The organism is Aureimonas ureilytica DSM 18598 = NBRC 106430 (assembly GCF_000382705.1).
GTDB classification, from domain to species: domain Bacteria; phylum Pseudomonadota; class Alphaproteobacteria; order Rhizobiales; family Rhizobiaceae; genus Aureimonas; species Aureimonas ureilytica.
This window is the reverse complement of record NZ_ARQE01000020.1, coordinates 1-16,673: the sequence shown is the minus strand read 5'-3', so window position 1 is coordinate 16,673 and position 16,673 is coordinate 1. Positions and strand designations below refer to the sequence as shown.

Annotated in this window: 20 protein-coding genes; 8 read left to right on the top strand and 12 right to left on the bottom strand. The window is 66.2% G+C overall.

The window, feature by feature from the left end:
• Positions 1-21: 21 nt before the first annotated feature.
• The 6 genes from B146_RS0123010 to B146_RS0122985 all read right to left on the bottom strand — a co-directional run bounded on the left by B146_RS0123010 (position 22) and on the right by B146_RS0122985 (position 5,740).
• Complete coding sequence (locus B146_RS0123010) at positions 22-822, bottom strand: DUF1684 domain-containing protein (RefSeq protein WP_019998840.1); 801 nt, start codon at positions 820-822, stop codon at positions 22-24.
• A complete protein-coding gene (locus tag B146_RS0123005; protein ID WP_019998839.1) occupies positions 819-1,580 on the bottom strand; it encodes an ABC transporter ATP-binding protein in 762 nt (253 codons plus the stop codon). Before B146_RS0123005 ends, B146_RS0123010 begins: the two co-directional genes overlap by 4 nt.
• Positions 1,577-2,386 (bottom strand): ATP-binding cassette domain-containing protein, encoded by an 810-nt coding sequence (locus B146_RS0123000; RefSeq protein ID WP_019998838.1) that lies wholly within the window; start codon positions 2,384-2,386, stop codon positions 1,577-1,579. Before B146_RS0123000 ends, B146_RS0123005 begins: the two co-directional genes overlap by 4 nt.
• Positions 2,383-3,225, bottom strand: coding sequence for an ABC transporter permease (locus B146_RS0122995; RefSeq protein WP_026358875.1), 843 nt, complete (start codon positions 3,223-3,225; stop codon positions 2,383-2,385). Before B146_RS0122995 ends, B146_RS0123000 begins: the two co-directional genes overlap by 4 nt.
• The gene (locus B146_RS0122990; RefSeq protein WP_040408919.1) at positions 3,222-4,163 is read right to left on the bottom strand and encodes an ABC transporter permease; all 942 of its coding nucleotides are present in this window, start codon (positions 4,161-4,163) and stop codon (positions 3,222-3,224) included. The genes B146_RS0122995 and B146_RS0122990 overlap by 4 nt, the downstream gene beginning before the upstream one ends.
• 89 nt (positions 4,164-4,252) lie before the next feature.
• Positions 4,253-5,740: an ABC transporter substrate-binding protein gene (locus B146_RS0122985; RefSeq protein ID WP_019998835.1), complete on the bottom strand. Its 1,488-nt coding sequence runs from the start codon at positions 5,738-5,740 to the stop codon at positions 4,253-4,255.
• Positions 5,741-6,056: 316 nt separating this feature from the next.
• Here B146_RS0122985 and B146_RS28725 point away from each other — a divergent pair, with 316 nt between their 5' ends.
• The 6 genes from B146_RS28725 to B146_RS29250 all read left to right on the top strand — a co-directional run bounded on the left by B146_RS28725 (position 6,057) and on the right by B146_RS29250 (position 9,620).
• Positions 6,057-6,218 (top strand): hypothetical protein, encoded by a 162-nt coding sequence (locus B146_RS28725; RefSeq protein ID WP_202815007.1) that lies wholly within the window; start codon positions 6,057-6,059, stop codon positions 6,216-6,218.
• 74 nt (positions 6,219-6,292) lie between these two features.
• Positions 6,293-6,703, top strand: coding sequence for a hypothetical protein (locus B146_RS0122980; protein ID WP_019998834.1), 411 nt, complete (start codon positions 6,293-6,295; stop codon positions 6,701-6,703).
• 95 nt (positions 6,704-6,798) lie between these two features.
• Positions 6,799-7,386 (top strand): hypothetical protein, encoded by a 588-nt coding sequence (locus B146_RS27235; RefSeq protein ID WP_019998833.1) that lies wholly within the window; start codon positions 6,799-6,801, stop codon positions 7,384-7,386.
• Positions 7,387-7,619: 233 nt separating this feature from the next.
• Positions 7,620-8,489 carry a hypothetical protein gene (locus B146_RS27230; protein WP_019998832.1) on the top strand — a complete coding sequence of 290 codons (870 nt, stop codon included), beginning with the start codon at positions 7,620-7,622 and terminating at the stop codon, positions 8,487-8,489.
• A gap of 54 nt (positions 8,490-8,543) precedes the next feature.
• A complete protein-coding gene (locus tag B146_RS30025; RefSeq protein WP_019998831.1) occupies positions 8,544-8,771 on the top strand; it encodes a hypothetical protein in 228 nt (75 codons plus the stop codon).
• 120 nt (positions 8,772-8,891) lie between these two features.
• Positions 8,892-9,620 (top strand): hypothetical protein, encoded by a 729-nt coding sequence (locus B146_RS29250; RefSeq protein WP_019998830.1) that lies wholly within the window; start codon positions 8,892-8,894, stop codon positions 9,618-9,620.
• A 16-nt stretch (positions 9,621-9,636) separates the two neighbouring features.
• Here the strand turns inward: B146_RS29250 and B146_RS0122960 are convergent, their stop codons facing one another.
• Entirely contained in the window at positions 9,637-10,128 is a 492-nt protein-coding gene (locus tag B146_RS0122960) for a hypothetical protein (protein ID WP_155897684.1), read from the bottom strand.
• A gap of 140 nt (positions 10,129-10,268) precedes the next feature.
• On the opposite strand from B146_RS0122960, the gene B146_RS0122955 reads away from it, so the two are divergent.
• On the top strand, positions 10,269-10,997 hold the full coding sequence (locus tag B146_RS0122955) for a hypothetical protein (protein ID WP_155897683.1): 729 nt from the start codon (positions 10,269-10,271) through the stop codon (positions 10,995-10,997).
• Positions 10,998-11,048: 51 nt separating this feature from the next.
• Here B146_RS0122955 and B146_RS0122950 read toward each other — a convergent pair whose 3' ends face one another.
• The 5 genes from B146_RS0122950 to B146_RS27225 all read right to left on the bottom strand — a co-directional run bounded on the left by B146_RS0122950 (position 11,049) and on the right by B146_RS27225 (position 15,451).
• Complete coding sequence (locus B146_RS0122950; RefSeq protein WP_019998827.1) at positions 11,049-11,474, bottom strand: hypothetical protein; 426 nt, start codon at positions 11,472-11,474, stop codon at positions 11,049-11,051.
• The gene (locus B146_RS28090; protein WP_019998826.1) at positions 11,471-12,208 is read right to left on the bottom strand and encodes a Tsi3 family protein; all 738 of its coding nucleotides are present in this window, start codon (positions 12,206-12,208) and stop codon (positions 11,471-11,473) included. Before B146_RS28090 ends, B146_RS0122950 begins: the two co-directional genes overlap by 4 nt.
• Before the next feature lie 40 nt (positions 12,209-12,248).
• Complete coding sequence (locus B146_RS0122940) at positions 12,249-12,578, bottom strand: hypothetical protein (RefSeq protein WP_019998825.1); 330 nt, start codon at positions 12,576-12,578, stop codon at positions 12,249-12,251.
• A gap of 70 nt (positions 12,579-12,648) precedes the next feature.
• Positions 12,649-13,218 (bottom strand): hypothetical protein, encoded by a 570-nt coding sequence (locus B146_RS0122935; protein ID WP_019998824.1) that lies wholly within the window; start codon positions 13,216-13,218, stop codon positions 12,649-12,651.
• 79 nt (positions 13,219-13,297) lie between these two features.
• Positions 13,298-15,451 carry a M48 family metallopeptidase gene (locus B146_RS27225; protein ID WP_040408920.1) on the bottom strand — a complete coding sequence of 718 codons (2,154 nt, stop codon included), beginning with the start codon at positions 15,449-15,451 and terminating at the stop codon, positions 13,298-13,300.
• Positions 15,452-15,902: 451 nt separating this feature from the next.
• Here B146_RS27225 and B146_RS28710 point away from each other — a divergent pair.
• Positions 15,903-16,657, top strand: a protein-coding gene (locus B146_RS28710) for an IS5 family transposase (protein WP_155897655.1) whose coding sequence is annotated in 2 segments (ribosomal slippage) — positions 15,903-16,223 and positions 16,226-16,657 — 753 coding nt in all. Because the reading frame shifts where the segments join, the coding sequence is not laid out codon by codon here.
• The last annotated feature ends 16 nt before the right edge of the window (positions 16,658-16,673 follow it).

The following is a 16,673-nucleotide window of genomic DNA, read 5'->3' as shown; positions in this document are numbered from 1 at the left end:
CGCGTGAGGAACCATTAGAGGTCAGTGCGCAGGCGGCGCATGCTCTCCGGCCTCTACGCGCATCGGCAGCATGTTCCCAGGCGGCGGCAGGGGGCACACCGCGAAGTCGGTGAAGGCGCATGGCGGGCTGACGGCGTGGTTGAAGTCGAGGACGATGGTGTCGGCCGTCACGTCCTCGCCGAACAGGAAGCGCGCGGCGGGATAGGTCTCGCCAGTCCTCGCCGTCGCGTCGCGGAAGACGAACTGCGGCCTCGCCGGCGTGCCGTGGGTTGCCATGAGCTCGTATCGCTGTCCGTCCCGCTCGAACACGGCGCGGTGCGTCGCCTCGACCTCGGTGCGGATATTGCGGCTCGTGTCAATCTCGACCGAATGCGGCGCGTCTAACCGCTCCCACCGGGCGACGATCCGCCAGAACGGATCATAGGGAAACGCCGTCAGACGCGGCAGGCGCTCGACTTCGAGCGGCGTCGTGTCGCGCACGCGAAGCGCGTTCTCACCGTTCAGGGTCGTGACCTCGAGAAGCAAATGGCCGATCGAGAAGCGCGGTGGCGCCGACTTCGAAAGAGCAAGCCGCTGCTCCTTGCCGCCGTCGGCCGGCCGGTACACGACGCCAGTATCGTCCTGCGTCAGCGAGCCGACGTTCGCTGGCCCAGTGGGCAGCATGATGTCGTTGCCGGGTGCGCTGCCGACGCTGACCGTGCCGTTCTCTAGTGGCCAGCGCCCGATGATGTTGAGCCAGCCGTCAGGGGCGGCGAGGGCGGCGAGGCGCTGCTTCCGCCACGTTTCGAAATCGGCTTCTGGGTGCGAGGCGGTTTCGTTCATGGCTTGGATCCTTCCGGAGCGAGGCGGGGAACGCTGGCGAGGAGGCGCTGCGTGTAGGGATGCGCCGGCTCGGCGAGCACGTCGGCGGCCAGACCCGTTTCAACCACACGGCCACGCTCCAAAATCACGACGCGTCGGCAAAGCGCCGCGACGGCCCCAATGTCGTGCGAGACGAAGAGGATCGCCATCCGCAGCTCGAGTTCGGCCAGGAGATCGAGGATCCGGATGCGGGTGGTGAGGTCGAGGGCGCTCAGCGCTTCGTCAGCCAGAAGCAGCCGGGGCGAACAGACGATGGCCCGCGCGATCGCGATCCGCTGGCGCTGCCCGCCCGAGAACTGGTGCGGGAAGCCGGACACGGCGTCCGGGTCGAGCCCGACGGCTTTGAGCGCATCCGCGACCATGGCGGCATGGTCGCCAACGATTCGCAACGAGCGCAGAGGTTCCGCGACGATGGCGCCTACGCGCTGGCGCGGGTCGAGCGAGGCATAGGGGTCCTGGAACACCGCCTGGACGCTTCGGCGGAACCGGCGCATCTGGCTCCGGTCACCCGTCGCCAAGACATCGCCCTCGAAGCGAACGGTGCCGGTCGTCGGCGTGGCGAGGCCGAGCGCCAATCGCAGTAGCGTGGTCTTGCCCGAACCGGACTCGCCAACAAGCCCAACGGCCTCGCCCTCGTCAATGGCCAGCGAGGCGCCGTGCAGCACGGTGCGCCGGCGGTCGTAGGCATAAGTCACGTCGTCGATGGCAAGGAGCGTCATGCGGGCCAGCCGAGGGCGGCATCGAAGCGACGGGCCGCCGCGACAAGGCTTTGCGTATAGGGATGGCGCGGCGCGCCGAGCACTTCCGCCGTGGACCCCGTCTCCGCGACGATGCCGCGCTGGAGCACGACGAGACGATCTACGGCCTGCGAGACGACGGCGAGGTCGTGGCCGATGAAGAGAAGCGCCATGCCGCGCTCGGCGACAAGCCGTTTCAACAGCGCAAGGACTTCGCCCTGTGTCGTCACGTCGAGCGCGGTGGTCGGCTCGTCCGCGATCAGGAGATCGGGGCGGCAGGCCAACGCCATGGCGATGGCGACGCGCTGCCGCTGACCGCCGGAAAGCTCGTGCGGATAGGAGCGCGCGATGCGCCGGGGCTCCGGCAGAGCCACTTCGACGAAGAGGTCTTCGACCGCCCCATCCAGCGCACGCCCGTTCAACCCCACGCCGTCCCGCCTGGCACGCCTCGCGAGCGGCAGGGCGACCTGACGGCCGACACGCATCAGCGGATCGAGGGCCGTCAGCGGCTCCTGAAAGACGATCGCGACCGCGCGGCCGCGCAGGCCGTCGATAACCCGCTCCGGTGTGCCGACGACCTCCTGGCTGGCCAGCCGGATCGAGCCCTGCACGCGCAGCCCCCTTGGCAGGAGACCGGCGACGGCGAGGCCGGTGATCGACTTGCCAGAGCCCGACTCCCCGATCAGGCCGACGCGTTCGCGGGCGGCGACGTCCAGCGAAAGGTCGTCGACGTGACGGGTGCCGCTGGCCTCGATCGAAAGGTTTCGGATGGACAGGAGAGGGCTCATCGCGTCCCCCTCCGCGGATCGCTACGCTCGCGAAGCCCGTCGGCGAGAAGGTTGATGCCGATGACGAGCGAGACCAGCGTGAGTCCCGGCATCACGGCGCCGAGCGGCGCGGTGAAGACCGTTCCTTGCGCCTCCTGCAGGAGGCGGCCCCAAGACGCATTGGGCGGCGGCGCACCGAGGCCGAGATACGAGAGCGAGGCCTCGGCGATAACCGCGAGGCCGAACTGGAGCGCGAAGGCGACCGACAGCGAGGGCCAGATGTTCGGCAGCAGATGGGTAAAGACGATGCCGGGCCAGCTTGTACCGCAAGTCCTTGCCGCTGTGATGAAGTCGAGCACTAGCACCCGTTTGGCGAGGATACGGGTCAGCCGCGCGAAGATCGCCGAGAGGCCGAGCCCGAGCGCAAGGATCGCCGTGCCGAGGCTAGGGCTCTCGCTGACGGCCACGACCAGCATGGCGATGAGGAGCGTCGGGAAGGCGATCAGGATGTCGAGCGCGGCGGCCAGCGCATCGTCCAGCCAGCGCGATGCGAATGCGGCGAGGATGCCGAGCGTGACGCCAATGAGCGCCCCGACCGTGACAGCCCCCGTGCCGACGAGGAGCGCGATCCGGCTACCGACCATCATCTGCGTGAAAAGATCGCGCCCCAGCCTGTCTGTGCCGGCGAGATGCGTGAGGCTCGGCACCTCCAACCGGCGGCCTACGAGGTCTGTCGGATCGTAGGGTGTCCAGAAGAGCGTCGCGACACCGACGACGAGGTGTAGCCCGACGAGCAGCAGTCCTACGGACAGTGTCCAGGAACGCTGGGCTCTTTGCGGGGCGGCGGCGAGGTCGGTCACGAGGTCGCCCTGTCGCGAAGGCGCGGGTCGATGAGGCGTTGGGTGAGATCGGCGGCGAAGCCGACGAGGAGCACCAGAAGCGTCGAAACGAAGAGGACGCCCTGGACGCTCGGATAGTCGCGTTGCTGGATGGCGAGAAGCAGCATCGAGCCCAGGCCCGGCAGGCTGAACACGCGCTCCACGACGACCGCGCCGAGGAAGGTGCTGGCGAGTTCGATGCCGAGCACGGAGATGACGGGGATCGCGCCGTTGCGGACGCCATGGCGCAGAAGCGCCTCGTGCCGTCCGGCACCCATGGCGCGGGCGGTGCGCAGGTACTCCGCTTCGAGCACACCTTGCGTCGCCGCGCGGACGTAGCGCAGAAGCGAGGCGCCCATCACGAGGCCGATCGTCAGCGCAGGGAGCACCATGGCCTGCAGCGCTCCGCCGAAATCGCTCCAGCCGCGCCGGGGAAAGCTGCCTGACGGCAGCCAGCGCAAGTTCACCGCGAAGAGCGTGACGAGAAGGATGCCGACCCAGAAGACCGGCACCGCGACGCCGAACTGCGAGACGACCGAGATCGCCGCGCCGGACGGCCGATTGGCTCGCAGCGCCGCGAGGATGCCGAGCGGCACGGCGAGAAGCAGCGCGATCAGGAACCCGGCCAGGGTCAGGGGCAGCGTGACGGAGAGTCGGTCAGCGATCTCCTGCGAGACGCCGGCGCGGCTGACGAACGAGGTGCCGAAGTCGAGGCGCGAGAGATCGGCGAGATAGCGTGCGAACTGCGTGGCAAGCGGCTGGTCCGATCCGACCTCCGCACGCGCCGCCGCGACCTGCTCCGGCGTCGCACCGACGCCGACCAGCGCATTAGCCGGGTCGCCCGGCAGTAGGCGCAGGAGCACGAAGAGGAGCAGCGCCGCTGCCAGAAGCGAGATGAAAAGGATTAGCGTGCGGCGTATCGCGTAGGCGAGAATGGGTCGAGCCCCCGGAATGCTGAGGACCGCCGGGCGACAAGCGCCGGCGGTCTCTTGAGTCTAGCCTCAGCCGATCAGTCGGCCTTGGTGATGTTGGCGGCGTAGAACTGCGAGTTCAGGCCGTTGACCGGATAGCCGGTGACATTGGCGTTGGCCACCACTATCTGCGGGTAGAGATAAAGCCAGTTGCTGGCCGCGTCCTCGGCGATCAGCCGGTTGGCCTGCCTCAGCTTCTCGGTCTGCCCGGCTTCGGTCGCCTCCTTCTCGGCGTCGGCGATGAGCGTCACCACCTCGGGATTGTTGTAGCCCCAGTAGAAGTCCGGGTTGCCATAAAACACGATGTCGCGGTGGTTGACGTGCTCCTGCAGCGTCGCCTGGAAATCGTGCTTCTGGTAGATCTTCGTGTACCACTCGTTGGCGGTGATGGTGTTGATGTTCACCGTCACGCCGATCTTGGCGTACTCGCTCTGCAAGAACTGCGCGACGATCGGATGGGGATCGTAATCGGGCGTGTCGAGCGTGAAGGTAAAGCCGTCAGCGAGGCCCGCTTCCGCCAGAAGAGCCTTGGCGCTAGCCGGATCGTAGGCGTCGACGCCCGTGAGGTCCTCGTACCACGGGTCGGTCGGCGGCACGAAAGAGCCGATCAGCGTGCCGTAGTCACCCCAGATCGCGTTCAGGAGCCGCTTCTTGTCCACCGCCCGGGCGAGCGCCTTGCGAACACGCACGTCGTTGAAGGGCGCCACGCGATCGTTGTAGGCGAGAAGCTCCTTCGTGGTGGACGCGCCTTCCGACACCGTGAAGGCCGGGTTGTCCCGGAATTGGGCGAGCGTGTCCGGGCTCTGGACCGAAGTGACGACGTCCACGGCGTCGGTCAGGAGGGCATTGCCGAGCGCGGTCGCGTCGGTGAAATACTGAAACACGACCTCGCCGTTCTGTGGCTTGTCGCCCCAGTAGCCGTCGAAGCGACCGATTGCCAGCGCTGAGCCGCGGCGCCAGTCCTCCAGCGTGTAGGGACCGGTCCCGTCCTCCTTGGCCGTGATATCCCCGGCTGTGTCGTTGACGACCCAGACATAGGAGAGGTTGTAGGGCAGGGAGATCGAGCGCGTTGAAAGCTTGACCACGACCGTCCGGTCGTCGGGTGTCTCGATCGAGGCGATCGTCGACAGGCTCTTCTTGCGCGAGCTCTTCGATGTCTCGGCCGTCACGCGCTCGATCGAGGCCTTCACGTCGGCCGCCGTCAGCGGATCGCCCGAATGGAAGCGCACGCCCTGGCGCAGGGTGAACGTGTGCGTCAGGCCGTCGTCGCTGACGGTATGGTTCTCGGCCAGGACCGGCTCTACGGTGCCCGCATCCGTTAGGCGGTAGAGCGCCTCGTAGACGTTCCCGTTAAAAGCCTCGTTGATGCCCTGGCCGGCGCCTGCGGTGTTGTCGAGATTCTGGGGCTCGTAGAGCGATCCGACCCGGATCGTGGCGTCAGGATCGGTATCCTGAGCCACAGCCGGGACGGCGCCGAATGCGATCGAGGACAGGAGAAGGAGGACGGCGGACTTCGGGAGCGTCATGGCGGGGTCCGATTCGAAATGTCCACCGACGATAGGCCCTGCGCCTCGCCTTGCCCACGCACCCGACGTTACGACTTAGATGTCCAGAAGGAAAAAATTTCTCCGGCGAGCCGGAATGGTGGGGCAACCTGCTACGCCGACAGCGCACGCTTCATTCGCTGCTTGGCCTCGGTTGCCCATGCCGAGGAGTGCGGTGTTGGGTGCGTGACCACTTCGTGGACGTCGTCGCGGGATGCGAAGGCCGGGAACTTCCGCACGGATCGCCTGGACAATCCTTGTCCTTGCCCTTCTAGTCATCGTTGTCTGGCTGAACGCCATGACCCTGATCGATACCTATGGTTCGGGACCGCCCTTCTACGGACGCACGACCAAAATGGACAAGTGGACCGATCCCCTGCCGTGGCTGCTGCCGCTCGATGCCACCGTAATCGTCGCGGCGGTCGCGTTGACATATCAAAGCCGTCGCAACCCTGGATGACGAGTCGAGTGAAAAGGATCTTCACTCCGTTTCGGCTTCCGAAGTTCCGGCCATCGAACCCGAAGCTGACAGCGATGCGCAGGCTTCTCACGGCGGTCATGATTGGCTCCGTCATCGTTGCGATACCGCTGACCATCGTCACCGTCGTGATGGCCGGCTTCCTTGCGATCGATACCTTGAACGGCCACGGCAACCCTTGGACACCGCTGATGGTCGCATCGGGGCCGATCCTCGTGATCATGCCGGTCGTCGCCTTCCTTTCGGTGGTGATCGGCCTTCCGTTTCATTTCGTCATTCGGCGAACACGATATGCAAGCGACCTGGCTTACAGCCTCGCTGGTGGCATCATCGGGTTTGCGGTTCTTGCACTGCCATTCCTGCTTGACGGCACTTACGAGGGTGCGTGGATTGCTCCGCTCGGTCTCGTCAGCGGCGCCGCGACCGGACATGCATGGTGGCGGTCCGGGGTGTCGGGGAGGCGTTGAGGTCCGTTTGGATGACTTGAGGCTTGCCGAAGGGTCCTGCGAAGAAGCGTTTCGGGTTATGATCGAAACTTAAAATCCCGCAACAGGTCCGATCCATGAGATTCCCCCTTCGTCTTGCCGCTCTCGCGATCGGCCTCCTCGTGCTGGGACCGGCGTCGGCTGCCGAGGATCGTCTTGGGGTGCGGGGGCCGATCGAGTTCGCCGGCACGCCCTACGCACTTGCCTCGGCCGACGAACCGCAGCCGGGCTACGTGAAGCAGGAATACCTGCCGGAGGGGGCGACGTTCGATCGTTACGAAACGATGATGCTCGTCGAGTTCATGGAAGGCGACATGAAGCCAGCCGACATCGTTCGCGCCCAGACCCAGATGCTCGACGAACGTCGCGCGATGGATCCCTTCGTGAACTACGACATCGTGTTGGCGAACGAGGGCGACGGGATCATCCTCGACTTCCTGATGTCGGGAGAGACCGAGGACGGAACGCGGATCGCGGAATGGAACGCCTACCGCTACGTTTCCGGCGGGAACCCGGAGGGAAAATCCGGCGGATGGCTCGTTGGGTTCAGTCGCCGAGCCTACGGTGACGACCTCACACCGTTCCTTGAACGCCTTCGCAGCGAACGAGGTGCCACTGTCGCAACGCTCGCTGCGCTTGCCGTGCCGCCGACGTCGGCAGACTGACGCCGGACGATGCCCGGCCACTCGTATAGACTGGATGTCCGTGCAACCGGAAAGTTGACCATGCTTCTCGACCTCGATCGAGAACGAGAGCTGTGGTCGGATCATGGGGATCGTGTTCGCAGGGCTGGGTATGCCGCGGCGCTCGCGATAGACCAGGTCAGCCTTTCCGGTAGCGCATGCCGTTCTGGTCAAGCCGCATGGGGCGTGATCGCTACAAGCTTCGACGGATGAAAATGACGATCTGTAACGACGCGGCAGACGTCCGCAACGGCTTCGAAGATAATCGCACGCCTGGATGGACGCTCGCGGACTTTCTCAGCACCTATCGGTACTGGGCGCTTTTCCTGTCCGCCGTTCTTGTGGCGCTCGGCGGGCAGGGGATCAGTACCGTTCTCCCGCTGATCTTGATGGACGCTGCGAGCACCTACCAGACCATCGGCATCTTTCATCTCGGCGTCAGCATGGGATGGATCATCGGCGCCTTTCTAGCCTTCGTGGTCGCTCCCAGGAATGGACGGGCCGCCCTGATCTGGCCGTGTCTTGTCTGCGCCGTGCTCACGATCACCTTCCTGTTCCTCTCGGGGTTCTGGTCCTTTCCGCCCTTCCTGATCCTGTTCGGACTCGCCTGCGGCGCGGTCCAGGGGGGCTTCCCCTTGGCTCTCGCGGTTTTCCTGATGGGAGGGCGACCCGGTCGCATCGATTTCGCCGGCGCACTCCTTCTTTTCTCGCCCACGGTTCTGACAGCGATGTTCGCGCCAATGGGGGCGTCCATGCTCTACGGGCTGGCAGGCGGATGGGGCGTCGTCAGCGGGTTGGTCGCCTGCATGCTTCTGGCTGTCGCTGTGCTGATGCCGGCCCGAGGCTTTGACTTCGAAGATGCTCCGTCTCACCGTCACCGCCCGCGTCAGCCCCGTAGGCGCTCGCCCCTTACGATCGCCGCGATCCTGCTCTCGCCGTTTGCCACCTTGGCGCTGGCCAGCCTCGTGAATCACTTGGCGATGTCGGCAGACCCGGGAGCGGACGAGATCAGGAGGCTGACGGTCGTGCTACTCTTCATGATCGGCTGCTCGACGATCGCCGCGCTCGTCTATCTCGCTTTCTGACTCCACCGCATCCACGGCGAACTGGCCGGCGCGGAGCCCTCGCGGCGCCTGCTCATGCCGAATGCCGCCGTTCCCATCGCCCTTCTCGTGCCGTTCGGCATGCCGGTGCTGCTGGTGACGATCGGCGATCTCCTCAACGACCGCGCCCGGGAGAACGGGAAGGGCCAGGTGATCTCGATCGCTTGGCTCGTCGGCTGGACAGTTCTCTTGCCGCCGATCGCCATCGCGATGGTCCAGAGCGCGGCGAACAGCAGCTACGATGCGCCCGGGAACGCGTCCTGATCGGGGGGCTCCTCTGTTGGAGAAAAGGTCCAGCCCTCGCGCGGCATCGGCGACCCGGCGTTCTCCAAGGCACGTCAGTCGAACGTCGGACGGCCTGTCCCCGACGAAAGCAACTGTTCCATGACCGGCGACCCGAGCGGCGACAACTGGATACATCGACGCCGACAGTCGGGCAGGGCCGCGATCCTCGCCGCCTTGGCGATGCTTCTTGGCACGATCAGTCTCGCCTTCACGGTGGCGCACAACTGGCCGGGCGAAGCGAGCCGCACCGCTCTCGCGACGTGGTTCCTAGTCCTGCCGGTGGCCTGCTGGGTCGCGGGCTGGACGGGCTTCATCGCGCGTGATGCACGGTTCAACTTTTCGTTTCTGGTTCTAGCCTGCGCAGCTGCCGGCGCCAGTGTCGTCCTGCGGCCGGACGAGCTTCGCCTTCTGTCGCTCGGCGAGTTCGGGGTTACCGTTCTTGCCGCGGGATCCAGCCTCGTCCTTCGCCAACGCGGGCTCGACGCCGAGGAGGCGCGAGGCAGCGAGGACGGGCTCGGGCAAAGCCTCTTGGAGGAACTGCAATGGTGGTGGCGCTTCCGCCAGGCGCGACGCACGGCGCTGTCCTGGCGCTCGCCGAGCGTCGAGGAGAGCCGCAGGCTTCTGACGCATCCGACGATGGGGCGGTTCGCCGACGTCGCCGTCGCCCTAGCCGAATGGGACGGTCGCCGGTGGATCGTTCTGGAACGCGACTGGCACGGGTGGCCCGATCCCGAGCGCTACGTCGTCTTCGCGCTGGAGGACGACGAGGTCTGGCTGGCGCAGGATTTTGGCCGGTGGCCAAAGGCTTGGGGCGAGCGTCCGGCCTGACCGGGCTTTGCAGCACTCACCTGGCGGGGAAGGCCAGGCAGGCGGCCGGCGCCTTGGCCCAAAGCGTCCAGGTGATGCGTGTGCCCGAGCGCGTGTCGCACAGCTCATAGCCGGAACCCGTCATCAAGAGCGAGTTGAGGATCCCACCCGTCAGCCCGAATAGGCTGACGAGAGCGATTGTGCCAAGCAGCACCGCCATGACGGCCGTGCCCAGACGCTCGGACCACCGCCTCGACAACACCTCGATACCGAACAGCACCCCTATCGCGAGGAAGGCGAGTGCCAGCACGGGCAGGGCATACATCACGTTGATGGTCTCCACGACCGTCGCGCCCGTTTGCAGGGACGTGACGAGTGATCGTATCTCCAATAGGCTCCAGTAGGCCAAGCCGAGACCTATGACGGCGATGCCGACGGCCATCAGAAGCAGAAGCGGTCTGTTCCTCATCGGCTCGATCGGACGGTTCGCGCCGGACGCCTTCCGGGATAATTTGCGGGACGGCGGCATGGCGACCTTGTCGTGTTGGGAAGACCCGGGGTGGCGTCGACCCTCGTCGTTTGCGAGGCGAGCAGCAACGCCTATGATGCGAGGAAGAGCTCGGCATCGGATCGGCAGCATTCGGGCAGTGCGCAGACGGGTGCAGGCAGATGCTGGAGCCGGCCGACGATTCAGGTATGAACCGAGACGCGATCGTTCTCTGGGCCATGCTGCCGTCCTTCGCTTCCATGCACCAATTGGAGAAGCTTGAGCGCAGTCGTCCGCCGCGCTTCGCCCTTCCCAATCTGGCTTCCGTCACAAGCCGTGCTCCCGGCATCGGAGGCGACGACGCGCATTGGTTCGCCACCATGGAGACGCCGCGCCTTTCGATCCGCCAGGAAGGCGTTGCGCCGGACTTCATCTGGTCCGGCCTCTATTTCGCCTCGTCGCGGTTTCGCGAAGCCATGGCTCTTGGATCGAACGCCATCGAATATCGCGCCGTGGAGATGGACGCCGGAAGCGCCCGAACTGCCATCGAGGCAGACTACCGCGCGTTCCGCGCGGTGCAGCGGGGCGACCCGGTCGATCTGGCCGCCATGTACGGACGGGAGCCCGATCGCGGCGCAGATGGCGAACCGACACTGGAATGGCAGATGTCGGTCACCGGGCCCCATGCGCCGCCACGCCGGACCGTCTGGAAACGCGGCTTCGTGGCCCCGGCACCCCTTTTCGCCGATGCGACCGGACGGCTGATGGCAACGGAGGCTTTCGCTGCGCGGGTGATGGCGGCGGGCCTGCGCGACGTCGCATTTCAGGAGCTGACCAGCGAAGCGTCCGTTGAACGGCTTGTGTTCAGGAAGGGCCCGCCGGCGGTCGATCGAGGGAAGGCGGACGATTGAAAAGGAGCGGTTATGCGCTCGCGCGCTTACCCCCTCGATCCCTCAGCATGATCAACGCGCTGGTCCCTCGCGCTCAACCAGACTGCCGCGGCGCAGGGCGAGGCTCGCAACCGCTGCAAGAATCGCTAGGCTGAAATTGAGCAGCGGGATGAGGGAGTCGTCGCTACGCGTGATCGCACCGAGGAGGCCGAAACTTGCGCCGGCGATACTGAGCAGCATAGCCGTGGTCCAAAGTCTGACGGCCCGGGCCGTGAAGCGCGTGAGATCGCCGACCCACCACGCCATGGGCAGCATCAGCAGCCAGGAGAAGAGGCTTGCGTGCGGCGCATGCGGGCCGTCGAGAAGAACGGCGACCACGCCAAGCGTGCCGAAAAGCGCCGCCGCCGCAGCAAGGATCGCCGCCGCGTTGGACCGGCGGTCGCGGCGCAGACGCTGCCAGTACTCGGCGTCGCTCCGTCGGGAGGCGTGCCTCTTCATCCATCTGTCCTGCATTCCACTGCGCCAAGGACCGCCCACGCCTGTGCAAGGTCCGGCTCAACGCCGGCCTCTTCCTGACCGTGCCATTCGAGGTTCAGCACCCCCGACTTCAAGGGACGCTCGGCGTGCATCGTGACAGCGTCACCGCCCGACCCGCCGCTTTCGCGCGAGACCGCGTAGCGTACGAGGTCGGCACCGATGTGAACCTGCCGGTCGAGGCCGGGCGAGGCCTCGCCGCCGGGACCAAGCGAGACCGTCATCTCGAAGGGCGCTCGCAGATCCTGCCAGCCTTCGGGGCGCACGAAAAGACCGCCCACTGTCTGCCGGACGTCGAAACCCTCGATGTCGGCGACGAGCCGGCATGGGGCGGTCGGTGCGGTGGTCAGCCTCAGGGTCGTGTCCGGAAACACGAATTCGACGAAGGCGCCGTCGTCGCTCCACCGGATCACCCGGTGCGAGGAGCGAGAGCCGAAATAGGGGCCATCGATCGGATTGCCGCTGAGCGCGTGATGGACGCCAGGCTCCTCGACCCGGTACTCGAACCAGCGGTACGGCGCATCGGTTAGGAAGCCGCGCTCCGACCAGTCCATCACCGATGCCGTGAGGCGCCCATCTGGCGAGGCCCGGGTTTCTCCGGTCCCGACCGGCATCACGTGCAGGGCGCGAACGAAAGCGGCGACAGACAGAAGCGCCGCAACGGCGGCGATGCCTAGGATGCGTCGTCGGGGTTTCATCAGGAAGGCGCCATATCGACAGGTCCGCGGTTCAGAGGATTCATTTCGGCAACCGGTCTGGGGACGGCGGGATCGCTGGGCGCAAGGTCCATGTCCGTGGGAAGGGTCGCACGGAAACCTCGCCGCCCGGCGGGATCGCGCCGAGATGGCGGTGGACGTGGCCGTAGTCCGGGTCTCCCGGGGCGTAGCGCAACTCGGCCTCGCCAAGCGCCCGGCCATCCTCGGCTTCGGCGCGCAGCCGCAGGATCAGAGTGCCGTCGGCCTCCTCGCGCGCCGACCCGATCGAGGCGTCGTCCGCTCGAACCGCGGCGCACGGGATGGACACGCCGGCGAGCACTAGAAATGCGGCGACCCACCGGAAGCGGCTCATGATCCCACCTCCACGAACGACCACGGACCCCGAGCATGGGACAGTCGAGCGCGATGATCGGGTATCCCCGTCATCCCGAGCGCTCCGCCAGAGCCGCCAGCATCTGCACGAATGGCACGCGCGGGCAGGCCGCGCCGAATTCGTGGAGCACGTCGGCGCCATCGAAGAGAGCCACGCTGCAGAGCGCGTCCCTCGGTCCGGGCGGGGCCGTCGACGCCGGGTCCCTCGTCGACCAGACCGCGTTCGCGGCGAGGATGACCGCATCCGTCTCACTCGCCGTCAGGTCGTGGCTCATGTCGCGCTCGATGGCGCTCACTCGTTTGCCGTCACGGGGCGTCGCGGCAAGCCGCGTGGTCGCACGGCGGAGGGTGCGGGCGCCGAGATGGACGATGATCCAGCTCGCCTGCGGCGACAGGATATTGCCCATGGCGACGAGCGCCCCTCGCTCCGGAAGGTCGCCGGGGAAAACGAGATGCGCGCCGGCACGATCCGTCCGGAAGGGCGAGGCGAGCTTCATGTGCGCGTAGGCGAGGCGCGGCTCATTGGCGGCGGCCGCGCCCGTGCCGATCGACGGGATCGCGAATGCCAGCCACCCCAGGGCCACCGCCAGCGGGCGCCATCGCCCGCGGCGTCCCGCCACGACGGGTCTCGGGCTCGCGCGCCGAAAGGGCGGCACGGTTCCCCAGAGGGCCCGCGAGGAGGGGCGCGCTCGCCGATCCTCATTCCGTCGCCGCCACCAGTTCGCGGCGTGCATAGGCCGCGTGCAGATATCGCCCGATCAACTCGGAGAAGGCGTCGACCTTCATGCCCTTTACGCCGAAGGCGTCGATCGTCACGGTCCGTCGCCGGCGGTTGACCTTGCTGTAGAACCAGAAGCCGCGCCGCGCCGGAAGCGGAGCGTCCTCGTTCAGCACCAGCTGCAGCGCGAAGCGCTGGTTGGCATAGACCTGGTACTGGATGATGTCCGTCCAGGGAATGGGATCGAGGAACCGCGAGGTCTCCAAGTATTCGGGCGTCAGCACGAATAGTGGCGCGCGGCTTCGGCGATGGGAGACGACGGCGATCGCGGCGAAGCCCAGGAAGCCCGTGGCGCCGACGGCACCGATGATGGCCTGCGCCCATTCGTTGTGGCCGAACCCAATCTGCGTGGCGGCCACCACGACCCCGATCCCCATGATGGCGAAGAAGCCGCTGGCGATGCCCATGACCCAGATCATCGGCTTGGCATTGTCGTAGAGAACGAGTGCCTCAGTGCCGACCGCCGCGGCCGCCGTCTCCAGGCTCACGCGATACTCGGCATGGGCGCCGCGCGCCCGCGTCAGAAAGTCGGAACTGAGCGAGCGGCAGATCTCGTCCCAGTTCGCGAACGCCTTTCGGCCGAAGGAGGGGACATCAGGCTCGGGCCGCCGTGTGGCATGCGCCAGCACGCCCTCGTCTAGGCTGACGCCGAGTGCTTCGATCCGCTGGCTGGTGGGTGGGTGACTATCGGTCGGATGGGGCTGGCGGTCTTCAAGATGTGCCGCCGGATCGGGGAAGCCTTCCTCCGACGTCAGCCGGGCGGTGGCGGCGACGAGGTTCCCGTCGCTGGCCTCCGGAGCCTGGAAGGCCCGTTCCAGAACGAAGGAAACGGCTGGTTCGATGATCGAACTGCGGATCAACGCGGATGCGGCTCCCGCAGGCTTGCCGATGAGGCTGCCGTTTCGATCGGCCTCGAACTCACGCAGACGGCTCCAATGTGCTACGGCGACGTCGAACTGGCCGATGGCATGAAAGCCGAGGCGTGTCGCGGGCTGCACGACGATCGCGCCTCGGCTCGCCTGATGAAGGGCCTCGAGCGATCGCCAGAGTGTCGCGTAGATTGGGGTGAACTTTCGGCTGTAGCGCGTGTCGTCACCGGTGAAATGCGCCAGTTCGTGTCCGATGATCGCCGAGACCTCCGCGGTATCGAGAAGCTCAAGATAGGGCGCTGGCAGATACAGGGTCCGACCTTCGATGAGGCGATCTTCCGGCTCGACGTGTACGGCGCCCTCCGTAACGTAGAACCCCTCTGTCAGACCGACGATGATCGTGTCGGGGATCGGGGCGTTCTGGCGGACGGCGAGCTCGCGGACGAACCGCCACAGACCGGGGGCCTCCTCCTCGCCAACCACACGGGCCTGGACCTCGATCGGTTGCGGCGTGAAGAGATCGAAGACCTTGCGAAGGCTGATGATGGCCATGACCGCGCCATAGGCAGCTAGAGCCGCCAACACGACGCCGGCACCGGCAAGCTTGATGCCGTTGCCCGATACGCGCTCCCAGAACCACAGGCTGAGCGCCTCGAAGGACGTCGCGCAGAACAGCGAGATCCCGAAGCCGAGGACGACCGCCGCCATGAGTATGGGAAGCACGACCCGCAGCCGTCCGAAGCTCTGGATGAGCTGATCTCGTGAACGCCGAGCTCGCCATCCCGCAACGCGAGCCGCTAAAAGACCCAATCCGGCGCCGGCCACCACGAGGAGGCTGCCACCGATGGTCGCCCAGGCTAGCGGACCACGCGCTCGCGCAACAGCGAGATCGGTCTCCACGCTCGCCACAGCCGTTTCGATCCGGGCGGTGGCTTCGGAAGCTGTGAGGACGAGGACATCGCTGCCGTCTCCTTGGAAGCGAAGTGAGGCTCCAGGATCTGTGGCGGCGATCTGACGAACTTCGCCGAGGGTCTCCTGCAGGCCGTCTCGAGACGCGCTCTGCACCTCGACCATCGCGGCCGTCCGTTGTACCTGCCAAGCCCCAACGCTCGCGAGCACGAGAGGCAGCACGAAAAGCCAGATCACAAGGCCGAACACCGGAGAGCGACGCCAGAAGGGTGAGGTGTGTGGCTGTGTCGACGTCATGAACGGCTCCGGTCGATCGATATCTGGAACAAGCTTGGTCAGGTTCGAAGCGTCTTGAAACCAAACCGTCAGCAGGTTCGTGACTGTGCTGAGGCGGCATGGTTCAGGCAGCTTCTAACCGCGAACGTGTTCCTAGTCAGGACATGGTGTCGCTCGTCGACCCATCGCGTGTCGTGACGTGCGACTGCGCCGGCCGCAATCCACGTACGGACGGAAAAGACTCCCTTGATTCTGCCAACAATGCGATCGAATAGGAGTGGCTGACGCGTGGGAGCGCCGCGAAGGGCACCCTTGAGCCACGCGGGCGTGTCCTCCCCGTGACGTACGCAAGCCACCCCGGCATGGTGAAGTCAGCGGTCCGGATGGGGGCGACTTATCCTAGGGCGTGTCCCCATAACGGGGTTCCCGGTTTTGGTGTGATCTGATTCAATCTCCTGCGAAGGAGGTTGGCATGCGTCGCCATGAACTGACGGATCACGAGTGGGCGGTGATCGAGCCGCTTTTGCCCAGGAACAGCCGCGGCGTGCCTCGGGTGGACGACCGGCGGGTGATCAACGGCATCCTCTGGCGGTTCCGGACCGGTTCGTCCTGGCGGGACGTACCCGAGCGCTACGGCCCGCGCACCACGCTCTACAACCGCTTCACGCGCTGGCGTGCCGCCGGTGTCTGGGATCGGCTGCTGGAGGCCGTGAGCCGAGCTTATGACGGCGACATCGTCATGATCGACTCCTCTTGCGTGCGCGTCCATCAGCATGGGGCGGTGGGTAAAAAAGGGGGCCTGCCGATCCTTGCATGGGACGTTCAAGAGGCGGCCTGACGACCAAGATCCATGCTCTGGTGGATGCCGAAGGTCGGCCCGTGCGTCTGGAACTCACCGCCGGGCAAGCTGGCGACGCACCCATGGCAGCCAAACTGCTCGATACCGTCGCGCCCGGTGCGACCGTGATCGCGGACAAGGCCTACGACACCGACGGCATCCGCTCCTTCGTGGCTGCGAAAGGTGCCTGGGCCAACATCCCACCGCGCTCGATGCGCAAGGCCACCTTCGCCTTCAGCCGCTGGGTCTACCGCCAGCGCAACCTCGTCGAGCGCTTCTTCAACCGCCTCAAACAAATGCGCGGCCTTGCCACTCGCTACGACCGACGGCCCGACAACTTCCTCGCTGCCATCAAGCTCGCCGCCGTCCGCATCTGGATCAATGCGTAACGAGTCCGCTCCCTAG